This window comes from Sorangium sp. So ce128 (genome assembly GCF_051525245.1).
Classification (GTDB): Bacteria; Myxococcota_A; Polyangia; order Polyangiales; family Polyangiaceae; genus Sorangium; species Sorangium cellulosum_B.
Window position 1 is genome coordinate 11308144 of sequence record NZ_CP150313.1, and the last position, 15774, is coordinate 11323917.

11 protein-coding genes are annotated in these 15774 nt (G+C 71.0%); 4 read left to right on the top strand and 7 right to left on the bottom strand.

The window, feature by feature from the left end; genetic code table 11:
• Positions 1–145 precede the first annotated feature (145 nt).
• Entirely contained in the window at positions 146–1786 is a 1641-nt protein-coding gene (locus WME82_RS42900; RefSeq protein ID WP_438040017.1) for a cyclic nucleotide-binding domain-containing protein, read from the top strand.
• A gap of 97 nt (positions 1787–1883) precedes the next feature.
• On the opposite strand, the gene WME82_RS42905 is transcribed toward WME82_RS42900, so the two are convergent.
• From WME82_RS42905 to WME82_RS42920, 4 genes are all read right to left on the bottom strand, one after another.
• A complete protein-coding gene (locus tag WME82_RS42905; protein WP_438040018.1) occupies positions 1884–2603 on the bottom strand; it encodes a hypothetical protein in 720 nt (239 codons plus the stop codon).
• Positions 2604–2711: 108 nt separating this feature from the next.
• Entirely contained in the window at positions 2712–3716 is a 1005-nt protein-coding gene (locus WME82_RS42910; RefSeq protein ID WP_438040019.1) for a hypothetical protein, read from the bottom strand.
• Positions 3717–3726: 10 nt separating this feature from the next.
• On the bottom strand, positions 3727–4830 hold the full coding sequence (locus tag WME82_RS42915; protein WP_437854236.1) for a M50 family metallopeptidase: 1104 nt from the start codon (positions 4828–4830) through the stop codon (positions 3727–3729).
• A gap of 196 nt (positions 4831–5026) precedes the next feature.
• A complete protein-coding gene (locus WME82_RS42920; protein ID WP_438040020.1) occupies positions 5027–5593 on the bottom strand; it encodes a hypothetical protein in 567 nt (188 codons plus the stop codon).
• 255 nt (positions 5594–5848) lie between these two features.
• Between WME82_RS42920 and WME82_RS42925 the strand changes: the two genes are divergently transcribed.
• Positions 5849–7669 carry a right-handed parallel beta-helix repeat-containing protein gene (locus WME82_RS42925; RefSeq protein WP_438040021.1) on the top strand — a complete coding sequence of 607 codons (1821 nt, stop codon included), beginning with the start codon at positions 5849–5851 and terminating at the stop codon, positions 7667–7669.
• Between the two features lie 1037 nt (positions 7670–8706).
• Here WME82_RS42925 and WME82_RS42930 read toward each other — a convergent pair.
• Positions 8707–10320, bottom strand: a complete 1614-nt coding sequence (locus tag WME82_RS42930; RefSeq protein WP_438040022.1) for an SBBP repeat-containing protein — start codon at positions 10318–10320, stop codon at positions 8707–8709.
• 356 nt (positions 10321–10676) lie between these two features.
• Here WME82_RS42930 and WME82_RS42935 point away from each other — a divergent pair, with 356 nt between their 5' ends.
• Both WME82_RS42935 and WME82_RS42940 read left to right on the top strand, forming a co-directional pair.
• Positions 10677–11756 (top strand): SUMF1/EgtB/PvdO family nonheme iron enzyme, encoded by a 1080-nt coding sequence (locus tag WME82_RS42935; protein WP_438040023.1) that lies wholly within the window; start codon positions 10677–10679, stop codon positions 11754–11756.
• A 208-nt stretch (positions 11757–11964) separates the two neighbouring features.
• Positions 11965–13002, top strand: coding sequence for a M28 family peptidase (locus tag WME82_RS42940; protein WP_438040024.1), 1038 nt, complete (start codon positions 11965–11967; stop codon positions 13000–13002).
• A gap of 21 nt (positions 13003–13023) precedes the next feature.
• On the opposite strand, the gene WME82_RS42945 is transcribed toward WME82_RS42940, so the two are convergent.
• Both WME82_RS42945 and WME82_RS42950 read right to left on the bottom strand, forming a co-directional pair.
• Positions 13024–13932: an NAD(P)-binding domain-containing protein gene (locus WME82_RS42945; RefSeq protein WP_438040025.1), complete on the bottom strand. Its 909-nt coding sequence runs from the start codon at positions 13930–13932 to the stop codon at positions 13024–13026.
• A 32-nt stretch (positions 13933–13964) separates the two neighbouring features.
• Positions 13965–15755 carry a 1-acyl-sn-glycerol-3-phosphate acyltransferase gene (locus WME82_RS42950; protein WP_437913506.1) on the bottom strand — a complete coding sequence of 597 codons (1791 nt, stop codon included), beginning with the start codon at positions 15753–15755 and terminating at the stop codon, positions 13965–13967.
• Positions 15756–15774: the final 19 nt, after the last annotated feature.

A 15774-nucleotide genomic window follows, 5' to 3' on the forward strand; every position in this document is an offset into this window, starting at 1 on the left:
CACGGCCGCGCCCGCACAGGGAGCGATCAGCTCCAAACGCAGGCCGCGCGAGCCGATCCTCGACCCCTGGTCCGAGGACGCGGAGCCAGCCGCGCCGCCGCGGCCTCCCCAGGAGATCATCACGTCGAACGGCGACACGTACCTCGTGGCCCGCAGGCATCCCTCGACGCCACAGCCGGGCGACGAAGAGGAAGACGAGGTCATCACCTCGGCAGCGCCGCTCGATCTGACGCTCAAGCGGAAGCCGATCTCCGCGCGACCTCCCGCGCCCCCGACGCCTGCGGCGGCGCGCGCCCGCCCGGCGACGCCCACCGGAAACGAACCCCCAGGACACCTCGGGGCCTCGGCCGACAGCGTTCCCGCGAAGGGCACCGCAAATTCCGCGAGCGACGGCGCAAACATCGAGCCCCCTGCGAGCGCAGACGCGTCGCCCGCGGAGTCGACGATCGAGGGGACGATCGTCATCGAGCTCTCTGACAGCGACCTCGAAGCGCCGATGTCGAGCCGGCTCGCCACCCCTCCGCCTTCGCCACAGGCAGCGGAGCAGGACGACGACCTGCAGACGACGGCCACCCCGTCCCGCGGCGAGCCCGCGCCCCACGGCGCCGAGGTCCAGGCGCCGCGCCCGCGCGCGCTCGATGAAGCCTCGGGCGAGCCCGCGCCGGAACCCGTGGAAGAGCTGCTCGACGACGCGGACCTCGCGCTCGTCGAGGAGCCCCCGGCCCAGGCGCCCGCCGCCGCGCCGCGGCCTGCGTCCGCCACCGACGCCCGCGCGCCGGCCTCGGTCGAGGCCCTCCCCGATCTCGGCGCGGCGCCGCGCGTGGATGCGCCCGCAGTCGAGGGGCGGCGGTCGGCCGCAGGCGAGAGCGCCGACCTCGCCGCGATGGCGCTCGACGCGCCGCCCAGCGCGCCACCGGAGACGGAGGCGCTCGCGGCCCTCGACCTCGCACCGGAGATCGCGCCGGATCTGCCGCGGCCCGGCGCGGCCAGCGCCGCGCCAGCCGCCAACGCCGCGGCCCTCACCGGCCGCGACCTGGAGCAGATCGAGGCGTTCGCGGACCTGCCCGAGGAGATGCACGACGAGCTCGCGCTCGCAGCGCGCGTGGAAGACCTCTCGTCCGACGAGGAGCTCACCGTCGACGGGGCGGCGCTGGTCCTGCGCGGGAACCCCGCCGTGTGCGCGAACATCGTCGATATCCCCGCCGAGCGCGCCGCGACGCGGACGCTCGTGCCGTCCCGAGGGACGCTCGAGGAAGGCATCCCCCTGCGCGTCGTCGCCGGCGCGGACGGCGCGCGGGTGGCGATCTGGGACCAGGCGACCATCGATCACGCGCTCCGCAGCTGCCCCTGGGTGCTCGACGAGCTGCGCACCGTCGCAGACCGGATCCAGTCGCTCGCAGGCGCCACGATGGGGCCGCTGGGCGAGCTCGAAGATGCGCTGCTGCGCCGCGTCCTCGGTCGGCTCCGGCTGCGCGGCCTGGCGCCCGGCGAGCACCTCGTCCACGCCGGCAACCCCATCCCCGGGCTCGTGATCATCGGCGCCGGCGCGCTGGAGCTGGTCGCGGAGCGATCGCAGGAGATCGCAGGCACCGCGAGGCCCGGCGAGCTCCTGTTCGCCTCGGAGCTGCTCGGAGGCCAGCCGGCGCCGTCGATCGCTCGCGCCGCCGGGGGCGGCGCGCTCGTGCTCCTCGCCGACCACCCCACGCTGCGCGAGCTGTTCGAGAGCACGCCCGAGCTGCTCTCCATCCTGGCGCAGTCGGTCTCGATGAACGCTCAGCGCGGCTGAGGCGGCGCGCGGAGCCAAGGCCGCGCGGGGCTCGGCTGGCTCCGCGCGTCAGCGAGCCCTGGCGGAATGCCCGGCGGGCGGAGCTAGAGCTGGCCGCCTAGAGCTCGCCGCTCTTCGGCCGCAGCGGCCGCGCGGCCCCCTGCTCCAGCTCGGCAGGATCGATGGGCTCCGCTTCCTCGTTGACCTGCCAGACGAGCTCGCTGTTGCCCTGCGCCCCGGCGAAGCGGAGCCCGAACCACCTCGCGCTCGGCGAGATCGTCGGCTTCCCGTCCGCGGTCGCGCGCGGGAAGCGGATGCGGAACGCCTGGCGCCACACCGTGTTGTACGGGAAGTAGGTCCGCTCGAGCGCGTTCGGCTTGGCGATCGCGACGATCTCCTCGGGCGCCGTCTCGTTCCCGGTGTCGTCGATCAGCCGCACGATCCACGCGCTGTTCGGCGTCGAGAGGTCGTTGTACTTGCGCTCGCCCCCGAAGATCGCGACGAAGAACTGATGGCGCTGGCGCGTCTCCTCGAGCGTCTTCTCGAGCAGCTTCTGCCGCTGCTCGATCGTGAGCCGGTAGTCCTGCGCGTAGCGGACCACGTAGGCCCAGCGGAAGTCCCACGACTCGAAGGTCGCGGTGGCGGTGAGGAAGTTGTCGAGCTCGGAGAGCGCGAACAGGTGCTCCGTGCGCGTCCAGCTGCGCAGCACGTTCTCGTAGTCCGTCGCGACGTACTCGCGAGGCCCCTCGTTCAGGCTCACGAGCTGGGTCGAGCAGCCGGCCGGGCCGAGTAGCGCCGCGAGAACCAGACCGCGCCGGAGCCATCCTGCGTTGACCACGCGGCCAGGGTACCGAGCGCCCGCGCTGGATGCACGCACACTCGAAGCCGATCCCGCGCCTTCGGCGCCTTCGGCCAGAAGCGCGCCCGGCGAGCGCGCCCGCCGCGCTCACGGGGGAGCCCGTGGAGCGCCTGTCGGGAAGGTGAACCCGACGCTGAACCGCGCGGCGTAATACGAGGCGACGTCGCCGCGCAGCGGGGTCGTGACCGGCAAGAGCACGCTCAGCGCCGGCTGCACGTTCGACAGGATGAAGCGGACGCTCGGCGAGACCGCGAACGTCGCGCGCCGGTCGTCCAGCACGTCCTGGGTCAGCTGGTAGACCTCCCACAGCTCCAGGCCCACCCCGACCGGCCTCGCGATCCGGTAGCCGAAGTAGAACGCCGTGTGCGCCGTGATGTCGGTGCGGCGCTCCCCGGACCGCGGGCCGCGCACGAGCAGCGACCAGTCGAGGCCCTGCCTGAGCTGGAAGATGAACGGCCCGGTGATGTGCCGCATGTCGAACCAGGGGCGGAACGTGAGCGTGAGCTCCCGGAAGCGCGTCTCGTCCCACGGCCGCACCACGCGCGCCGTCCGGAGCACCTCGGCCTGGTCGCGCGAGACGTCGCGCGGGACCGGGAGCACGACGCCGAAGCCTCCGCCGGAGGCGAGCCCGCGCACGCTCGACCAGACGCCGCGCCCGTACAGCTCGGGGCTCCCGAGCAGGATCGACCGCTCGACCCCCGGGACGCTCGCCGCGGCGCTGTCATGCACCGCGCCGACGAACCACTTGCGCGGGACGAGCGGCACCTCCATCTCGCCGTGCGAGTACCAGGCGAAGGCGAGCTTGCCGCCCGCCCGGCTCGCCGCGTCCGGCTCGATCACGGCCGCCGTGTACTCGAAGGTGAAGGTCGGATCGCGCAGCGTGAGCCCGGGGAGCGTCGGGGGCGCGGGGACGTCGAAGACGGCCTCGTCTTCCTCGTCGGACCATGCGCCCGGCGCCGCGGCCAGCGCGGACGCCGGCCGCGCGCACGGCCAGAGCAAGAGCAGCCGCAGGCAGCGCAGCAGGAGCCGCATCACCGCGCGGGCGAGGCGCCCGTCGGGCGCCGGAACCCGCGCGGGCGGCCTCGTCGCCACGCAGGGAGGGCTACTTCGACCCGAGGCCGAAGTCGTTCGCGGTGACGTAGAGCATCAGCCCGAGCAGCATGAACACGCCGACCAGGTGGATGTGCGCCTCGACGCGCGCGTTCGGCCGGCGCCGCGTGGCGGCCTCGTAAAACAGGAACATCAGGCGGCCGCCGTCCAGGGCGGGGAACGGGATCAGGTTGAACGCGCCGAGGTAGGCCGAGAGCACCCCGAGGAACTCGAGCCCGTGCGGCAAGCCGCGCTTGGCCGCGTGCGCGGTCTCCCCGATCATCCGCGCCGGGCCCCCGAGCTCGCCCTCGATCTTGCCCGTGAGGACCTGGCCGAGCCCGACGACGAGGTCCTGCACGACCTTCGGCGGCATCTTCAGCGCGAGCAGCGCGGCCTCACTCGCGGTCACCGGCACCCGCTGGACCGGCCCGACGGGGATCACGCCGATCTTGCCCGAGCCGCTCTCGTTGGCAGGCGTGACCTTGGCCGAGACGCGCTCGCCCGCGCGCTCCACCACGAGGTCGAGCGGACGGCCGGGGCTCTTGGAGATGATCTCCGCCATCTTCTCCCAGTCGTGGACCGGGGTCCCGTCGATCTCGACGATGCGGTCGCCGTCCTTCAGGCTGGCCGCCGCCGGCATCCCGGCGACCACGCCGATGTCGGTCAGGCGGTGGGGCTTGCCGCCCACCATCAGGCTCGCGAAGAAGAGGACCGACGCGAACAGGTAATTGGCGAGCGGACCGGCGAAGATCGCGGCGATCCGGCCCATCAGGCTCGCGTTCGCGTAGCTGCCCTTGTCCTCGGGATCGACCTCCTCGAGGGGGTTCATCCCCGCGATCTGCACGTACGCCAGGAAGGGGATCATGGCGACCTGGAACACGGTGGGGCCGTGCTTCACCGGGTCGTGGCGAAAGAGCCGCACGCGGACCTTGTCCGCGGCGGTCGTGAACCAGTAGTACCCGTCCTTCGGGACAACCTTGAAGAAGGTGGGGCCGAAGCCGATCGAGAACTTCAAGACGCGCATGCCGTAAGCGCGCGCGGCCAGGAAGTGCCCTCCCTCGTGGACCACCATCAGCAGGGCGAGACCGAGGATGCCTACGAAATACCAGCCGACCATCTCCGGCTAGTCTAACCAGGGCGGGCCCTGTCCGCACGTGCCCGATGTCCGCGCCGTACGCCCGCCCCGGCGAGATGCCGCCCGCGGCGGAGGCCGTGCGCTCCCGCCGGCCCCGGATGCGCCAGGAGAGCGCGACAGCAGGGCGGCGACCGGGGCGGCTCAGCCCGCCAGAGGGCCAGAGCCGGCGGGGAGCGGCTCAGCCGACGAAGAACGAGACGCCGACGCTGAAGAAGGGATAACCGATCCGCATCGTGAGCGACATGTTGTCGTTGAAGTGGTAGCGGCCGCCGACCATGGTGACGAAGTCGAGCCACACGTCGTTGTAGAACCCGTCGGTACGGACGACAGCGCCGAGATCGGCGAACGCGCTCCACTGATCGGTGAAGAAGAAGTTCCACTGCATGGTGACCGGACTCCAGATGGTGAAGTCGCGGCGGCAGTACCTGCAGTTGGTGAGATCCAGCCCGAACGAGATGGCGACAGTGTTGTTGAGCTTCGGGATGAACGCCGGGTCGGCGAGCTCGATGCTCGCCCTGAAGCCGACGCCGAACTCGGGGTCGCCGAAGCCGTTGTAGCGCCCGGGCCCGTACCGCCGCAGGCCGTAGTCGCGGTGCATGAAGACGAAGTCCCCGTGCGGCTCGAGCTCGGCGAAGTAGCGGGGGTGATCGTTCGGATTCTTGATGTTCGCCTGCGCTTCGGGCGCGAGCGTGAGGAGGGTGGCGCCGGCTAGAGCGACGCTCACGAGCGAGGGCAGCGCTTTCATGAGCTCTTCGTACCAAAGGAAGGGCAGCGACGGAAGCAAACGGGCACGTGTCGGCTGCATGACGGCCGCCGCTGGAAGGAGATGTCGCACCTCGCTCGGCGCGCTGTGCGCGGCGCGAGCCGAGCGCGCGCGGGCCCTGGCCGAGGCGCGCGCTCGTCTGGCTGAAGCGCGCGCTTTGGGGTAAGCCGGGGTAGCCGAGCCGAGCGCCGCACGCGCGGCGCACCTCGGAGGGGCGGCCTTCCCCGGAGTGTCGAGATGAGAGGATCGACAAGCGTCATCCAGCTGGCCCGTGGCTGCGCGCGCATCGGCGGCGCGCTCGTCGCGGTCGCCGCGCTCGCCTGCAGCGGCACGATCCAGGTCGCGGGGCCGCCGCCCGAGGAGGCGGCGCCCCCGCCGGCGCAGGCGAAGAAGCCGCCCGCGCCGGCGAAGGCCCCCGAGGCGCCAGAGCCGCCGGCGCCCACGGCGGTCGAGCCGTTCGTGACCACGCGGGACTCCGACGAGTGGGTGCGCCAGACGCTGAAGCTGCAGGCGCGCTACGAGCGCGTCCTCGTCGTCGGCGCGCCGGCCCCCGCCGCGATCCGCGTGGCCGCGCTCGATCTGAACGCGCGCGGCGCTGCGGCCGAGCCGCGGGAGCTCCCTGTCACAGGCGCGTTCGCGACGCTCCAGGAGGCGGCGGACGCGGCGCGCGGCGGCGATCTCATCGCCGTGTTGCCCGGGACGTACGCGGGGTTCTCGGTTGGCGACAAGCCGAGCGCCGGTCAGGAGCGGTACATCCATTTCAAGGCGATGGGGAGCCCGGGCGAGGTCGTGATCAGCCGGGGGTGCGCCGCTGACCCGAACTGGATGATTTACCTGAAGGCAGCGCACCACGTGGTGATCGATGGCTTCAACATCGCCGGGAGCAGCGAGCCGGGCGCGCCGCGCGCGGGCACGCCGCGCGCGGGCATCATGGTGGACGGCGCGTTCGGAGAGACCGGCAGGCTCGCGCACCACATCGCCATCGTCGGCAACTTCTCTCATCACCATCACACGTGGGGGTTCCACTCCACCGACAGCCACACGGTCCTCCTGCAGGACAACCTGTTCGCCCTCTCCGGGCGCGAGCACGGCGCTTATGCGTCCGACGGCTCGGACAACTACGTGGTTCGTCGCAACGTGTTCTTCGGCAACAACGCGGGCGGGTTCCAGGCGAACCTCGATCCGGAGGCGTCGCTCGAGGAGGTGATGAAGCACCCCTCGTTCCGGAGCTATCCGCCGATGGAGCCGACCCGCGCCTGGGCCGCGGGGTTGATGAAGCTCGCGACGGACAGGTTCGGCGAGCACGGGTTTCCGGACGGCCGCGGCGTCAACTTCATCATCGAGCAGAACGTGATGAACGGCAACGGTCGCATCGGCGGTGGGGCGATCAACCTCGCCGGGCTGTCGGATTCGCTGATCCAGAACAACCTCGTTTACGCCAACCTCGCCCACGGGATCGCGCAGTGGGACAACGCGAACCCGTTCGACCGGGCCTACGTGGAGCCCGGTCCGCGCGCTCCGGAGCAGGTGAGCGGCCCGGAGGCGCTCCCGCTGTGGGGCTGCCGCAACAACCTCATCCGCAACAATACCGTGATCATGAACGCGAGCGGCCGGGCCGCGCTCCAGTGCGGCAACGGGAGCTGGGGCTGCCGGCTGCGGAACAACATCTTCGTCAACGACGCCGCGTCGTCGATCGAGGTGCTGAGCACGGGCATCTACCGGTTCGACGCGGGCAACAACGTGGTGACCCAGGTGAGCTACGGCGGGATGCCGGACGGCCTGAAGCGCCTGGCGGCGGCGCTGCCGGAGACGCGGGCGATCACGGGCATCACGCGCGCGCGGCTCGCCGCGGAGGTGGTGCGCGCGGGCGAGGAGCCGTGGGTGATCTTCGAGCGGGGCTGGTGGAAGCTGAACCCGAGCCGCCCGGATTTCAGGCCGAAGCGGTCGTCGAAGATGCTGCTCGGGCAGGGCGACCCGCGCGAGGTGCCCCCGCGGGATCTGCTCGGCGTGGAGCGCAAAGGCGCGGAGCTCGGGGCCCTGTCGCCGGGGCCGGGCTGAGGGAAGGCGGCGGCGAGGGATCGTCGAACACGGCGTGGCGTGCCGGGCGCGGCCACGGCGCGGAGGGCGACGCCGGGGCCGGCTTCGGGTGGACGACGCCGGAGCCGGGAGCTTGTCACGGGGATGCGCGCGTTCGGGCATGGGTTCCTCGGCGAAAAACCTTGCCGGGGGAATGAAGCAGGCGAACGATCCCGCGCCGTTGGGGCAATCACGTGGAACACCCGCGGCGTGCCCAAGGAGAACGGCGATGCGCAGCAGGACTTCTTCTTTGGTGTTCGTATTCTGTCTCGCGGCGGGCGCCGCGTTCGCAGCGTGCTCGGGCGAGACGACGGAGAACCCCGGCGGCGACGGGGGAAGCGGAACGAGCGGCAGCGCGGGAACGACGAGCAGCACGACGGGGGCGAGCACCAGCTCGACGACGGCCGCGACGTCGAGCGGAGCCGGCGGGGACGGTGGAGGCGGCAGCGACGGCGGCGCCACGGTGTGCGATCAGGCTTGCGACAAGGCAGAACAATGCGGCTTTCCCGTGTGCGACGCCCTTCCGTTCGACTGCGCAGATCCAGCAGCGGAGTGCGGCGCGCAGTGCGTGGTCGACGCGACATGCGAGCAGCTCCAGTCGCTGGAGGGGGACACTGTCGATCCGGAGCTCGCCGGCTGCCTGAGTGAGTGCCAGGGCGACGAAGGGGGCAGTGCCTTGGAGTGCCTGAGCTGCTCGACACGAAACGGCTGCATGGATGCCTGCACAGACGACACTGGGTGTCTGCTCTGGCTTGTTTGCGCGCGGGGGTGCATGACAGACGACCCTCGCCCCGAGTGCTTCAGAAGCTGCGATGCGGCTGCCGCAAACGGCCCGGGCGGTGAGGGCGTCGAGGCTCTCTACCGCGCTGTCTATGAGTGTACCTGCACTAGCTGCGCGGACACGTGCGAAACCATCGCAGACCCATGCAGCCCGTGAGTTGAGAAGCCTCACCAGCGCACAGATCGATCGCCACTCGCCGCCTGCGGCCGCCAGGCACCTCGCAATGATCTTGGGCGCCTCACGGGCTGAAACTTGCGACGAAGACATCCCCATCGCCCTGCGGGGTCATCACCCCGGCACCGAAATCAATCCTTCCATCCGCAGCGCCGGCAATCAGTAGCTCACCGCGACCGCTGAGCACGCTCGCCATCGCGCTCACGCCGTCCTCCCCCATCAAACCGAAGGTCCTGGTCCAGAGAGGCTCACCTTCGAGCCCGACCCTCACGAGCACCAGATCTCTCTCGGATTTCGCGCGAAGCAGCTCGTCGCCCAACTCCACACTTTCGGCCAAGCTGCCAACGATCAACACGTCACTCGCGGACTCGGCCAAGAGCCCCTCGACACTCAGGGCCGCATCAAAGACTCGGCCCCACTCGTAAACATTCGAGGTCGTATATTTCAGCAAGGCGTTCGCACGGTCATTCGTGACGATCTCTCCACCACCAAAATCAACCGTCCCTTGGAACCCTACCGCGATCGCTGCACCACCCAGCCTATCTACAGCGACGGACCACAGTACGTCGTCATCGGGGCCTCCCAGAATCCTCGCCCAGCTCACGAGGCCGCGGCTCGTGAGCTTCACCAGGAATACATCCGCACCACCGGCGGACGTGTAGGAGAGGTCACCCAGAACCAGCTCGTCATAAAAGGTCCCCGCGAGGATGATATTGCCAGCAGCGTCGACCATCACGCCTCGGGCAATCTGTGCATTCTCACCACCCCAAACCCGAACCCAGCCGCTCTCATCGTCGACTGAACCATCAGAAGACCGCAACCTGGCAACAAATGTTTCTTCCCGGTCGGTCTCGTTGGAAACAACGTGATCATCATCGAATCGAATTGTCCCGCAGAAGTGCCCCACGAGCACCATGTCCCCATCTGGAAGAAATTTTATTCCCGCCACGGTGCTCGGCACGATTCCGCACATCTTTCCGCCCAGCGGTTTTCGCCACAGCAACCGCCCATCCGGGTCGTACTTGTGCAGTACCATGTTCATCGAGCTCAGGTCATCCTCGAGCTCCAAGCTCACGGCAAGGGTATCCCCCTGGGGATTGATCGTGAACGTGTACAATGTCTCAACTTTGACATCGCCAACCTGTCGACTCCAGACGTACTCTCCCGAAGCAGAGAATTTGGCCAGGAACGCGTCTCTGTCTCCGGCAGCGATGAGCACATCCTCTCCGAACGACATCGCTCCCTCGAAGTTGCCGCCAACATAAATGTTGTCCGCCGAGTCCACTGCGACGGCACTGACCATCTCCTCCTCGGCCCCGCCGATGAGCCTCGTCCACCGGACGCAGTCCTTCCCGTCGCAGTCCTCGTCGTCCGTGCTCGCGCACGTCTCTGCCGCGGGCGTCACCTCGCCCTGACACACCTCGTACCCGGAGCCGTCCTTCTTGCACGCCTGCGTCCCAGACTGGCAGATCCCGACGCCCCTCGTCCCCGCGGGGCCGGAGTAGCACTTGGCTACGCTCTCGGGCTCGCACGTGGAGCCTCCGCCTGTCCCCGTCAGCGTCGTGCCGTCCGCGGGTGCTGCATCCTCGAAGTCGTCGAGGCCGAGCACCAGCCCACAACCGGATACGGCCATGATGCCGGCACCTGCGAGGCATCGGAGCGATGTGCGCATTCTCATGCGCGCCATCGTAGAGCGAGAACCGCGGGGCGTCAGCCTTAACGCTTCTCGCGGACCGTTGCGTCGAGGCGAGACCACCACGCCGCCGTTCGAGCACGACAGGCTCCTTGACTTCGAGGCTTCGCTTCTCCCCTCGGCGTGACCTCACTTACCGCGACGCGAGCCCACGGGAGCGGCGCGGCAGCGCTGGCACGCGTGGCGAAAAAGAGCGTGCCGCAATCCCACCCAGCCGCGCGCGGGACGCGTGTACACTCCGCCCCGTGCCGTCCGCGCCGTCCCGCGATCGCCTCCGGGCTCGCTTGTCGAAGAGATCCTCGCTACCCCGACGTCGCCCGTCACGCCCCGCAGGTTCAGCCTTGCTCGCCGCCCTGGTATGGCTCATGGCGTGCTCCGTTCCAAACGACGGCGGCACCAGCCCGGCGAAGAAAGCGGATGCCCCCGCCGAACCTCACACGACGCCCGCCGTCGAGGGGACGGCTCGCGCCGCGGCGTCCGCGCTCACGGCGCCAGCATCTGCCGGCAGCGCGCACACCGACTCAGGCATCCTCAGCGGCTCAGCCTCCGGTCCCACGTCCACCGCGGTCAGCCCGGGCGTCGCCCCAGCAGAGACGCCCCCGCTCGGCTCGACCGGCGCCCCGCCGCTCGCCCCTCCCGCCCCGCCGCCCGGCCCCTGCCCCGCCGACATGGCCCTCGTCGGCGGCTTCTGCATCGATCGCTACGAGGCGCACCTGGTCATCGACGCCGGCGGAGAGCTCGCCGTCCACCCGCACTTCAAGCGCCCCGAGCCGGGCGTCCGGTACCTCGCTCGCAGCGCGGCCGGCGTCTTTCCGCAGGCGTACATCAGCCGCGTCGAGGCCAAGGCCGCCTGCGTCGCCGCCGGCAAGCGCCTCTGCACGCGGCGGGAATGGCAGCGCGCCTGCCGCGGCAACGGCGCCCACCGCTACCCCTACGGCCCGCGCGGCGAGCGCGGGCGGTGCAACACCGGCAAACCCCACCTCCTGCGGGAGGTCTTCGGCGAGCACCCGCCGGGCGGGTGGAGCTACGAACGACACTTCAACAGCCCCGACCTCGACCAGAAACCAGGCTTCCTGGCGAGGAGCGGCGAACACGCCGGCTGCGCCAGCGAGCTCGGCGTCCACGACATGGTCGGGAACCTGCACGAGTGGGTCGGCGACATGGTCGATGACGAGCTCGTGATGCGGATGAGCACCGAAGGCGTCGAGCGCCGCGATCAGCCGTGGCACGAGGGAAACGGCGTGTTCATGGGCGGCTTCTTCAGCACGACCAGCGAGCTCGGCCCCGGCTGCTACTTCACCACCATCGCCCACGAGCCGACCTATCACGACTACTCCACGGGATTCCGCTGCTGCGACAGCGTCGAGCCGCCCGCCGCTCCGGCGGCGACCGACGCGAGACGGCGAGACGGCGGCGGCTGACAGCGCGGCCGGCCACGACGCGCAGCTCGGCGCCGAGGTCCCCGGCACCAGCAGGCCCCGGCGAGCTCGCCCGCGGCGCGATCCCAGCGACGCTGCGCCCGAGGACGGCTGCGGCGCGCTCATCACGGGCAGCCATCTCGGAGGATCGCCCGTCGATTCCTGCCCGCGCCAGGAACAGAGCACCTCCGCCAGATGTCCTGCCCTCTCGATGACCACGAGCGCAGCGACGACCCTGGAAGACGCTCGCGCGATCACAAGGCTTCGCCCCCGCTACGGCCGGTGGGCCGCGGCAGCCGCGGCGCTGCTCCTCGCCGGCCTCGCGGCCATTGGAGCCTGCGTCAGCCAGCCCCTCGTGGCGGCGCTCCCGCCGGCCGCTCCGGCGCTCTCCGCGGATCCCGCACGCATGGAGCGCGACGTCCGGAGGCTCGTGGAGGAGTTCCGCCCGCGGGGCCACCAGCAGATCGCGCAGCTGGACCGCGCCGCGGCGTACCTGCGCGACGAGCTCAGCGCCGCCGGAGGACGCGTGACCGAGCAGCTCTACGATGTCGAGGGACAGACGTATCGCAACGTGCTCGCCCGGTTCGGCCCGGATTCGTCGACGCGCGTCGTGGTCGGCGCCCACTACGACGCGGCGGACGACTTGCCCGGCGCCGACGACAACGCGAGCGGCGTGGCAGGGCTGCTCGAGCTGGGGCGGATGCTCGGCCGCGCGCCCCTCCGCGGCGACGTCGAGCTCGCGGCGTTCACGCTGGAGGAGCCGCCCTATTTCCGGTCTGCGCACATGGGCAGCGCCCATCACGCGAATGCGATGCAAGCAGCAGGCGTGAAGGTCCGGGCGATGATCAGCCTGGAGATGATCGGATATTTCACCGACGAAGAGGACAGTCAGGCGTTCCCGCTGGCGCCGCTCTCCATGCTGTATCCCACGAAGGGGAACTTCGTGGCCGTGATCGGCAACCTGGAGGGGCTCTCGCTCGTTCGCACCGTCAAGGGGGCGATGCGCGGCGCGACCGATCTGCCCGCCTATTCCCTGAGCGCTCCGGCGCTCGTTCAGGGCGTGGACTGGTCCGACCACCGGAGCTACTGGGAAGCGGGTTATCCAGCGGTCATGATCACGGACACGGCGTTTCTGCGCAACCGGCGTTACCACACCGACAAGGACACGCCGGATACGCTCGACTACGCGCGCGCTGCAAAGGTCGTCACCGGCGTGGCCCAGGCCGTCCTCGCGCTCGCGAACGAGTGAGCGCGCTGCCGTCGCCATGCCTCACGCCGCGAACATCCGATCGAGCACCGCCCTCGGCGCGCCGCCCTTCAGGGTCGCCTCGAGCGCCTCGAACACCCCCGCATCCACCTTCCGCGCCTTCGCGAACGCCACGACGCGCGGGATCAGCGGGATCGCCTCCACCCGCAGCCTGGCCTCCGCGACCGCCTCGTCGAGCGTCCGCCCGCGCGCGAGCGCCTTGCCGAGCACCACCTCGGGGCGGCTCTCGAGCCGGATCGAGGCGAGCAGGTCGCCGTAGCCGCCGAGCCCCAGCATCGTCCGCTCCTCCGCGCCCGCCGCGGCCGCGACGCGGGCCGCGCTGTCGACCGCCCTCGAGATCAGCGCGGCGAGCAACCCGGGCCCGGCGCCCGCCTGCTCGGCGAAGCCGACGCCGACGGCGAGGCAGCCGACCAGCGCCGACGCCCACTCCAGGCCCTGGAGATCGGGCGTCGTGTAGACGTGGAGCGCGTCCGACTGGAACGCCGCGGTCACGGCGGCGTGGACCTCCGGGAAGCGCGAGCCGCACACCATCGCCGAGGGGCGGCCCTCCCGGAGCTCGTCTTCCTGCACCGGGCCGCCCAGCGCGCCCACCCGGCGCGCCGGGGTCTCCTCACGCACCAGATCCGAGACGGTCTTCAGCGCCTCGCCCTCGAGGCCGCGCACGCCGTGGATCACGAGGTGCGAGCCGTCCATGTGATCGCCGAGCGAGCGCAGCGCCGTCCGGGCCGCGTTCGACGGCACCGCGATCACCAGCAGCCGCGCCCGGGCGACCTCCGCGTGGTCCCGCACGATCCGCGGGCCGCCTTTGATCTGCGGCTGCTCGCGGCGGGAGTACAGGAGGACCTCCGCGCCGGTGCGGCTGGCCGCGAGCGCCAGCGCCACGCCCCAGAAACCGCCGCCGATGACCCCCACCGAAGGCGCCGGAAGCGCGCTCCCCGGGGCGCTCACTGGCCACCCCCGGCGCCGTTCATCGAGCCCACGTGCGCGTCCGCAGCGCCCGCGCGGGACGAGGCCGGTGAGGACGACGAAGCGGACGAGGCCGAGCCCCGCGGCTCTTCCAGGGGCGGCGGCGACGAGGCGGGCTCGAGCGGCGGGAGCGGCGGCTGGACCTGCAGGCCGGAAGGGACGCCCGGCGGGGCGATGACGTCCCACGCCACCCCGTGGGCGGCGAGGCGGTTCTGGTAGTAGAAGAGCAGGTTGGTGTCGCAGATCGCGATGCCGTCGGGCCGCGAGTCGAGCACCGGCGACGAGTGGTAGCCCGCGAAGGCGCGCAGCGCGCGCTCGACGATGTCCCCGCCCGAGCCGAGCCGGACGTCCTCGCCCAGCACGATGCACCCCCGCTGCTCGAGCGCGCGCAGCCGATCGCAGAGGGCCACGACGTCGGCCGCGAGGTCGTCGCGCGGCACCGTGAGCACGTCGCGCTGCCGGAGCACCGTGAAGAGATCCGCGGCGGGCGCCTGGCTGCGGAGCCGGGCGAAGCTCGCCGCCGCGACGACGTGCGTCGCCATCACGACCGTGTCGCGCGCGTACGCCCGGCAGATCTCCTCGCCGAGCTCGCGCGCGTACTGGGCGTCGCGCGCCGCGTCGATGACCGCCTTGCCGCCCTGATCCTTCACGTAGCTCGCCGGATCGACCTCGCGACCGCGGGCGTCGAACGAGCGGCCGAGCTCGTCGACCCGGTTGCCGAACGGATCGAGCGGGTCGGAGAAGCGGATGACCACCGCCGCGTTCATCGCGAGCAGCTTGCGCAGGAACGAGGCGATCCGGCCGATGCGGCTCGACTCGTCGTCCTCGATGATGAAGCGGCCCTTGCCGGCCTCGGAGAGGAAATCGGCGATCAGCGTCTCGGCCTCGAGCGTGATGAGGTAGTTGATCGTGGCCGGGACGAAGAAGACGCGGCGCTCGCGGCCGCTCTGCAGCGTCCGCGTGTAGGCCTCGAACGCGCTGCCGACCAGGCCCAGCTTGAGCTTCCGCTCGATGCCGCCCGAGCGAGACCGCGTGCCCCCCGGGAAGAACAGCGAGTGGTAGCCGCGCTCCAGGAGCACGCCCGAGTACGTCTTCAGCACGTCCTTGTAGAGGTTGTGCCGGATGCGCCGGTCGACGCGGTAGGCGCCGAGGTTGTGCATGAAGAACGAGAGGACCGGGTTCGTGAACAGGTTCTTGCCGGCGCCGTACGTGGCGGGCGGCAGGCCGGCGCGCTCGAGGGCATAGCCGAACACGATCGAGTCCATGTTCGACAGGTGGGTCGGGACGTAGACGGCCGTGCCGCGCTGCACGAGCGAGCGGAGCTTCGCGAGCGGGCCCTCCACGAGCACCCGGTCGGCCAGGAGCTCGAGGCTGACGAGCTTGAGCGGGTCGCGGACCACGGTCATGAGCTTCCGCGGCGCGAGCAGCGCGCTCACGACCGGCGGCAGGAGCCGCGACGACAGCTGGTAGACGCGCCGGTCGAAGTTCCCCGCGATGTCCCACGCGTACTCCTCCGACAGCTCGCGCAGGCGGCGGCGGCGCTCGGCGTCGTGCATGCGGCCGAGCGAGCGGGCGAGCCGCTGCCACTCGGCGAGCTCGCGGATGTCCTGCGGCTTCCGGGACCCCTCGAGCCGCTTCGCCTCCTGATACGCCGCCTCGTTCATGGCGAGCAGCGGATCCCTCGTGGAGCCGACGACCCGGTCGACCACGGTGCGCACGATCTCGTCGCGCGCGTCGTTGAACCCGAAGATGGGAGCGCGGGAGTCCATGGGCCTAGTCGTATAGAAA

Excerpts from the sequence above, each read along its gene's own strand:
- WME82_RS42950 (WP_437913506.1), bottom strand. The coding sequence starts at position 15,755 with ATGGACTCCCGCGCTCCCATCTTCGGGTTCAACGACGCGCGCGACGAG.
- WME82_RS42940 (WP_438040024.1), top strand. The coding sequence starts at position 11,965 with ATGACCACGAGCGCAGCGACGACCCTGGAAGACGCTCGCGCGATCACA.
- WME82_RS42925 (WP_438040021.1), top strand. The coding sequence starts at position 5,849 with ATGAGAGGATCGACAAGCGTCATCCAGCTGGCCCGTGGCTGCGCGCGC.
- WME82_RS42920 (WP_438040020.1), bottom strand. The coding sequence starts at position 5,593 with ATGAAAGCGCTGCCCTCGCTCGTGAGCGTCGCTCTAGCCGGCGCCACC.
- WME82_RS42930 (WP_438040022.1), bottom strand. The coding sequence starts at position 10,320 with ATGAGAATGCGCACATCGCTCCGATGCCTCGCAGGTGCCGGCATCATG.
- WME82_RS42915 (WP_437854236.1), bottom strand. The coding sequence starts at position 4,830 with ATGGTCGGCTGGTATTTCGTAGGCATCCTCGGTCTCGCCCTGCTGATG.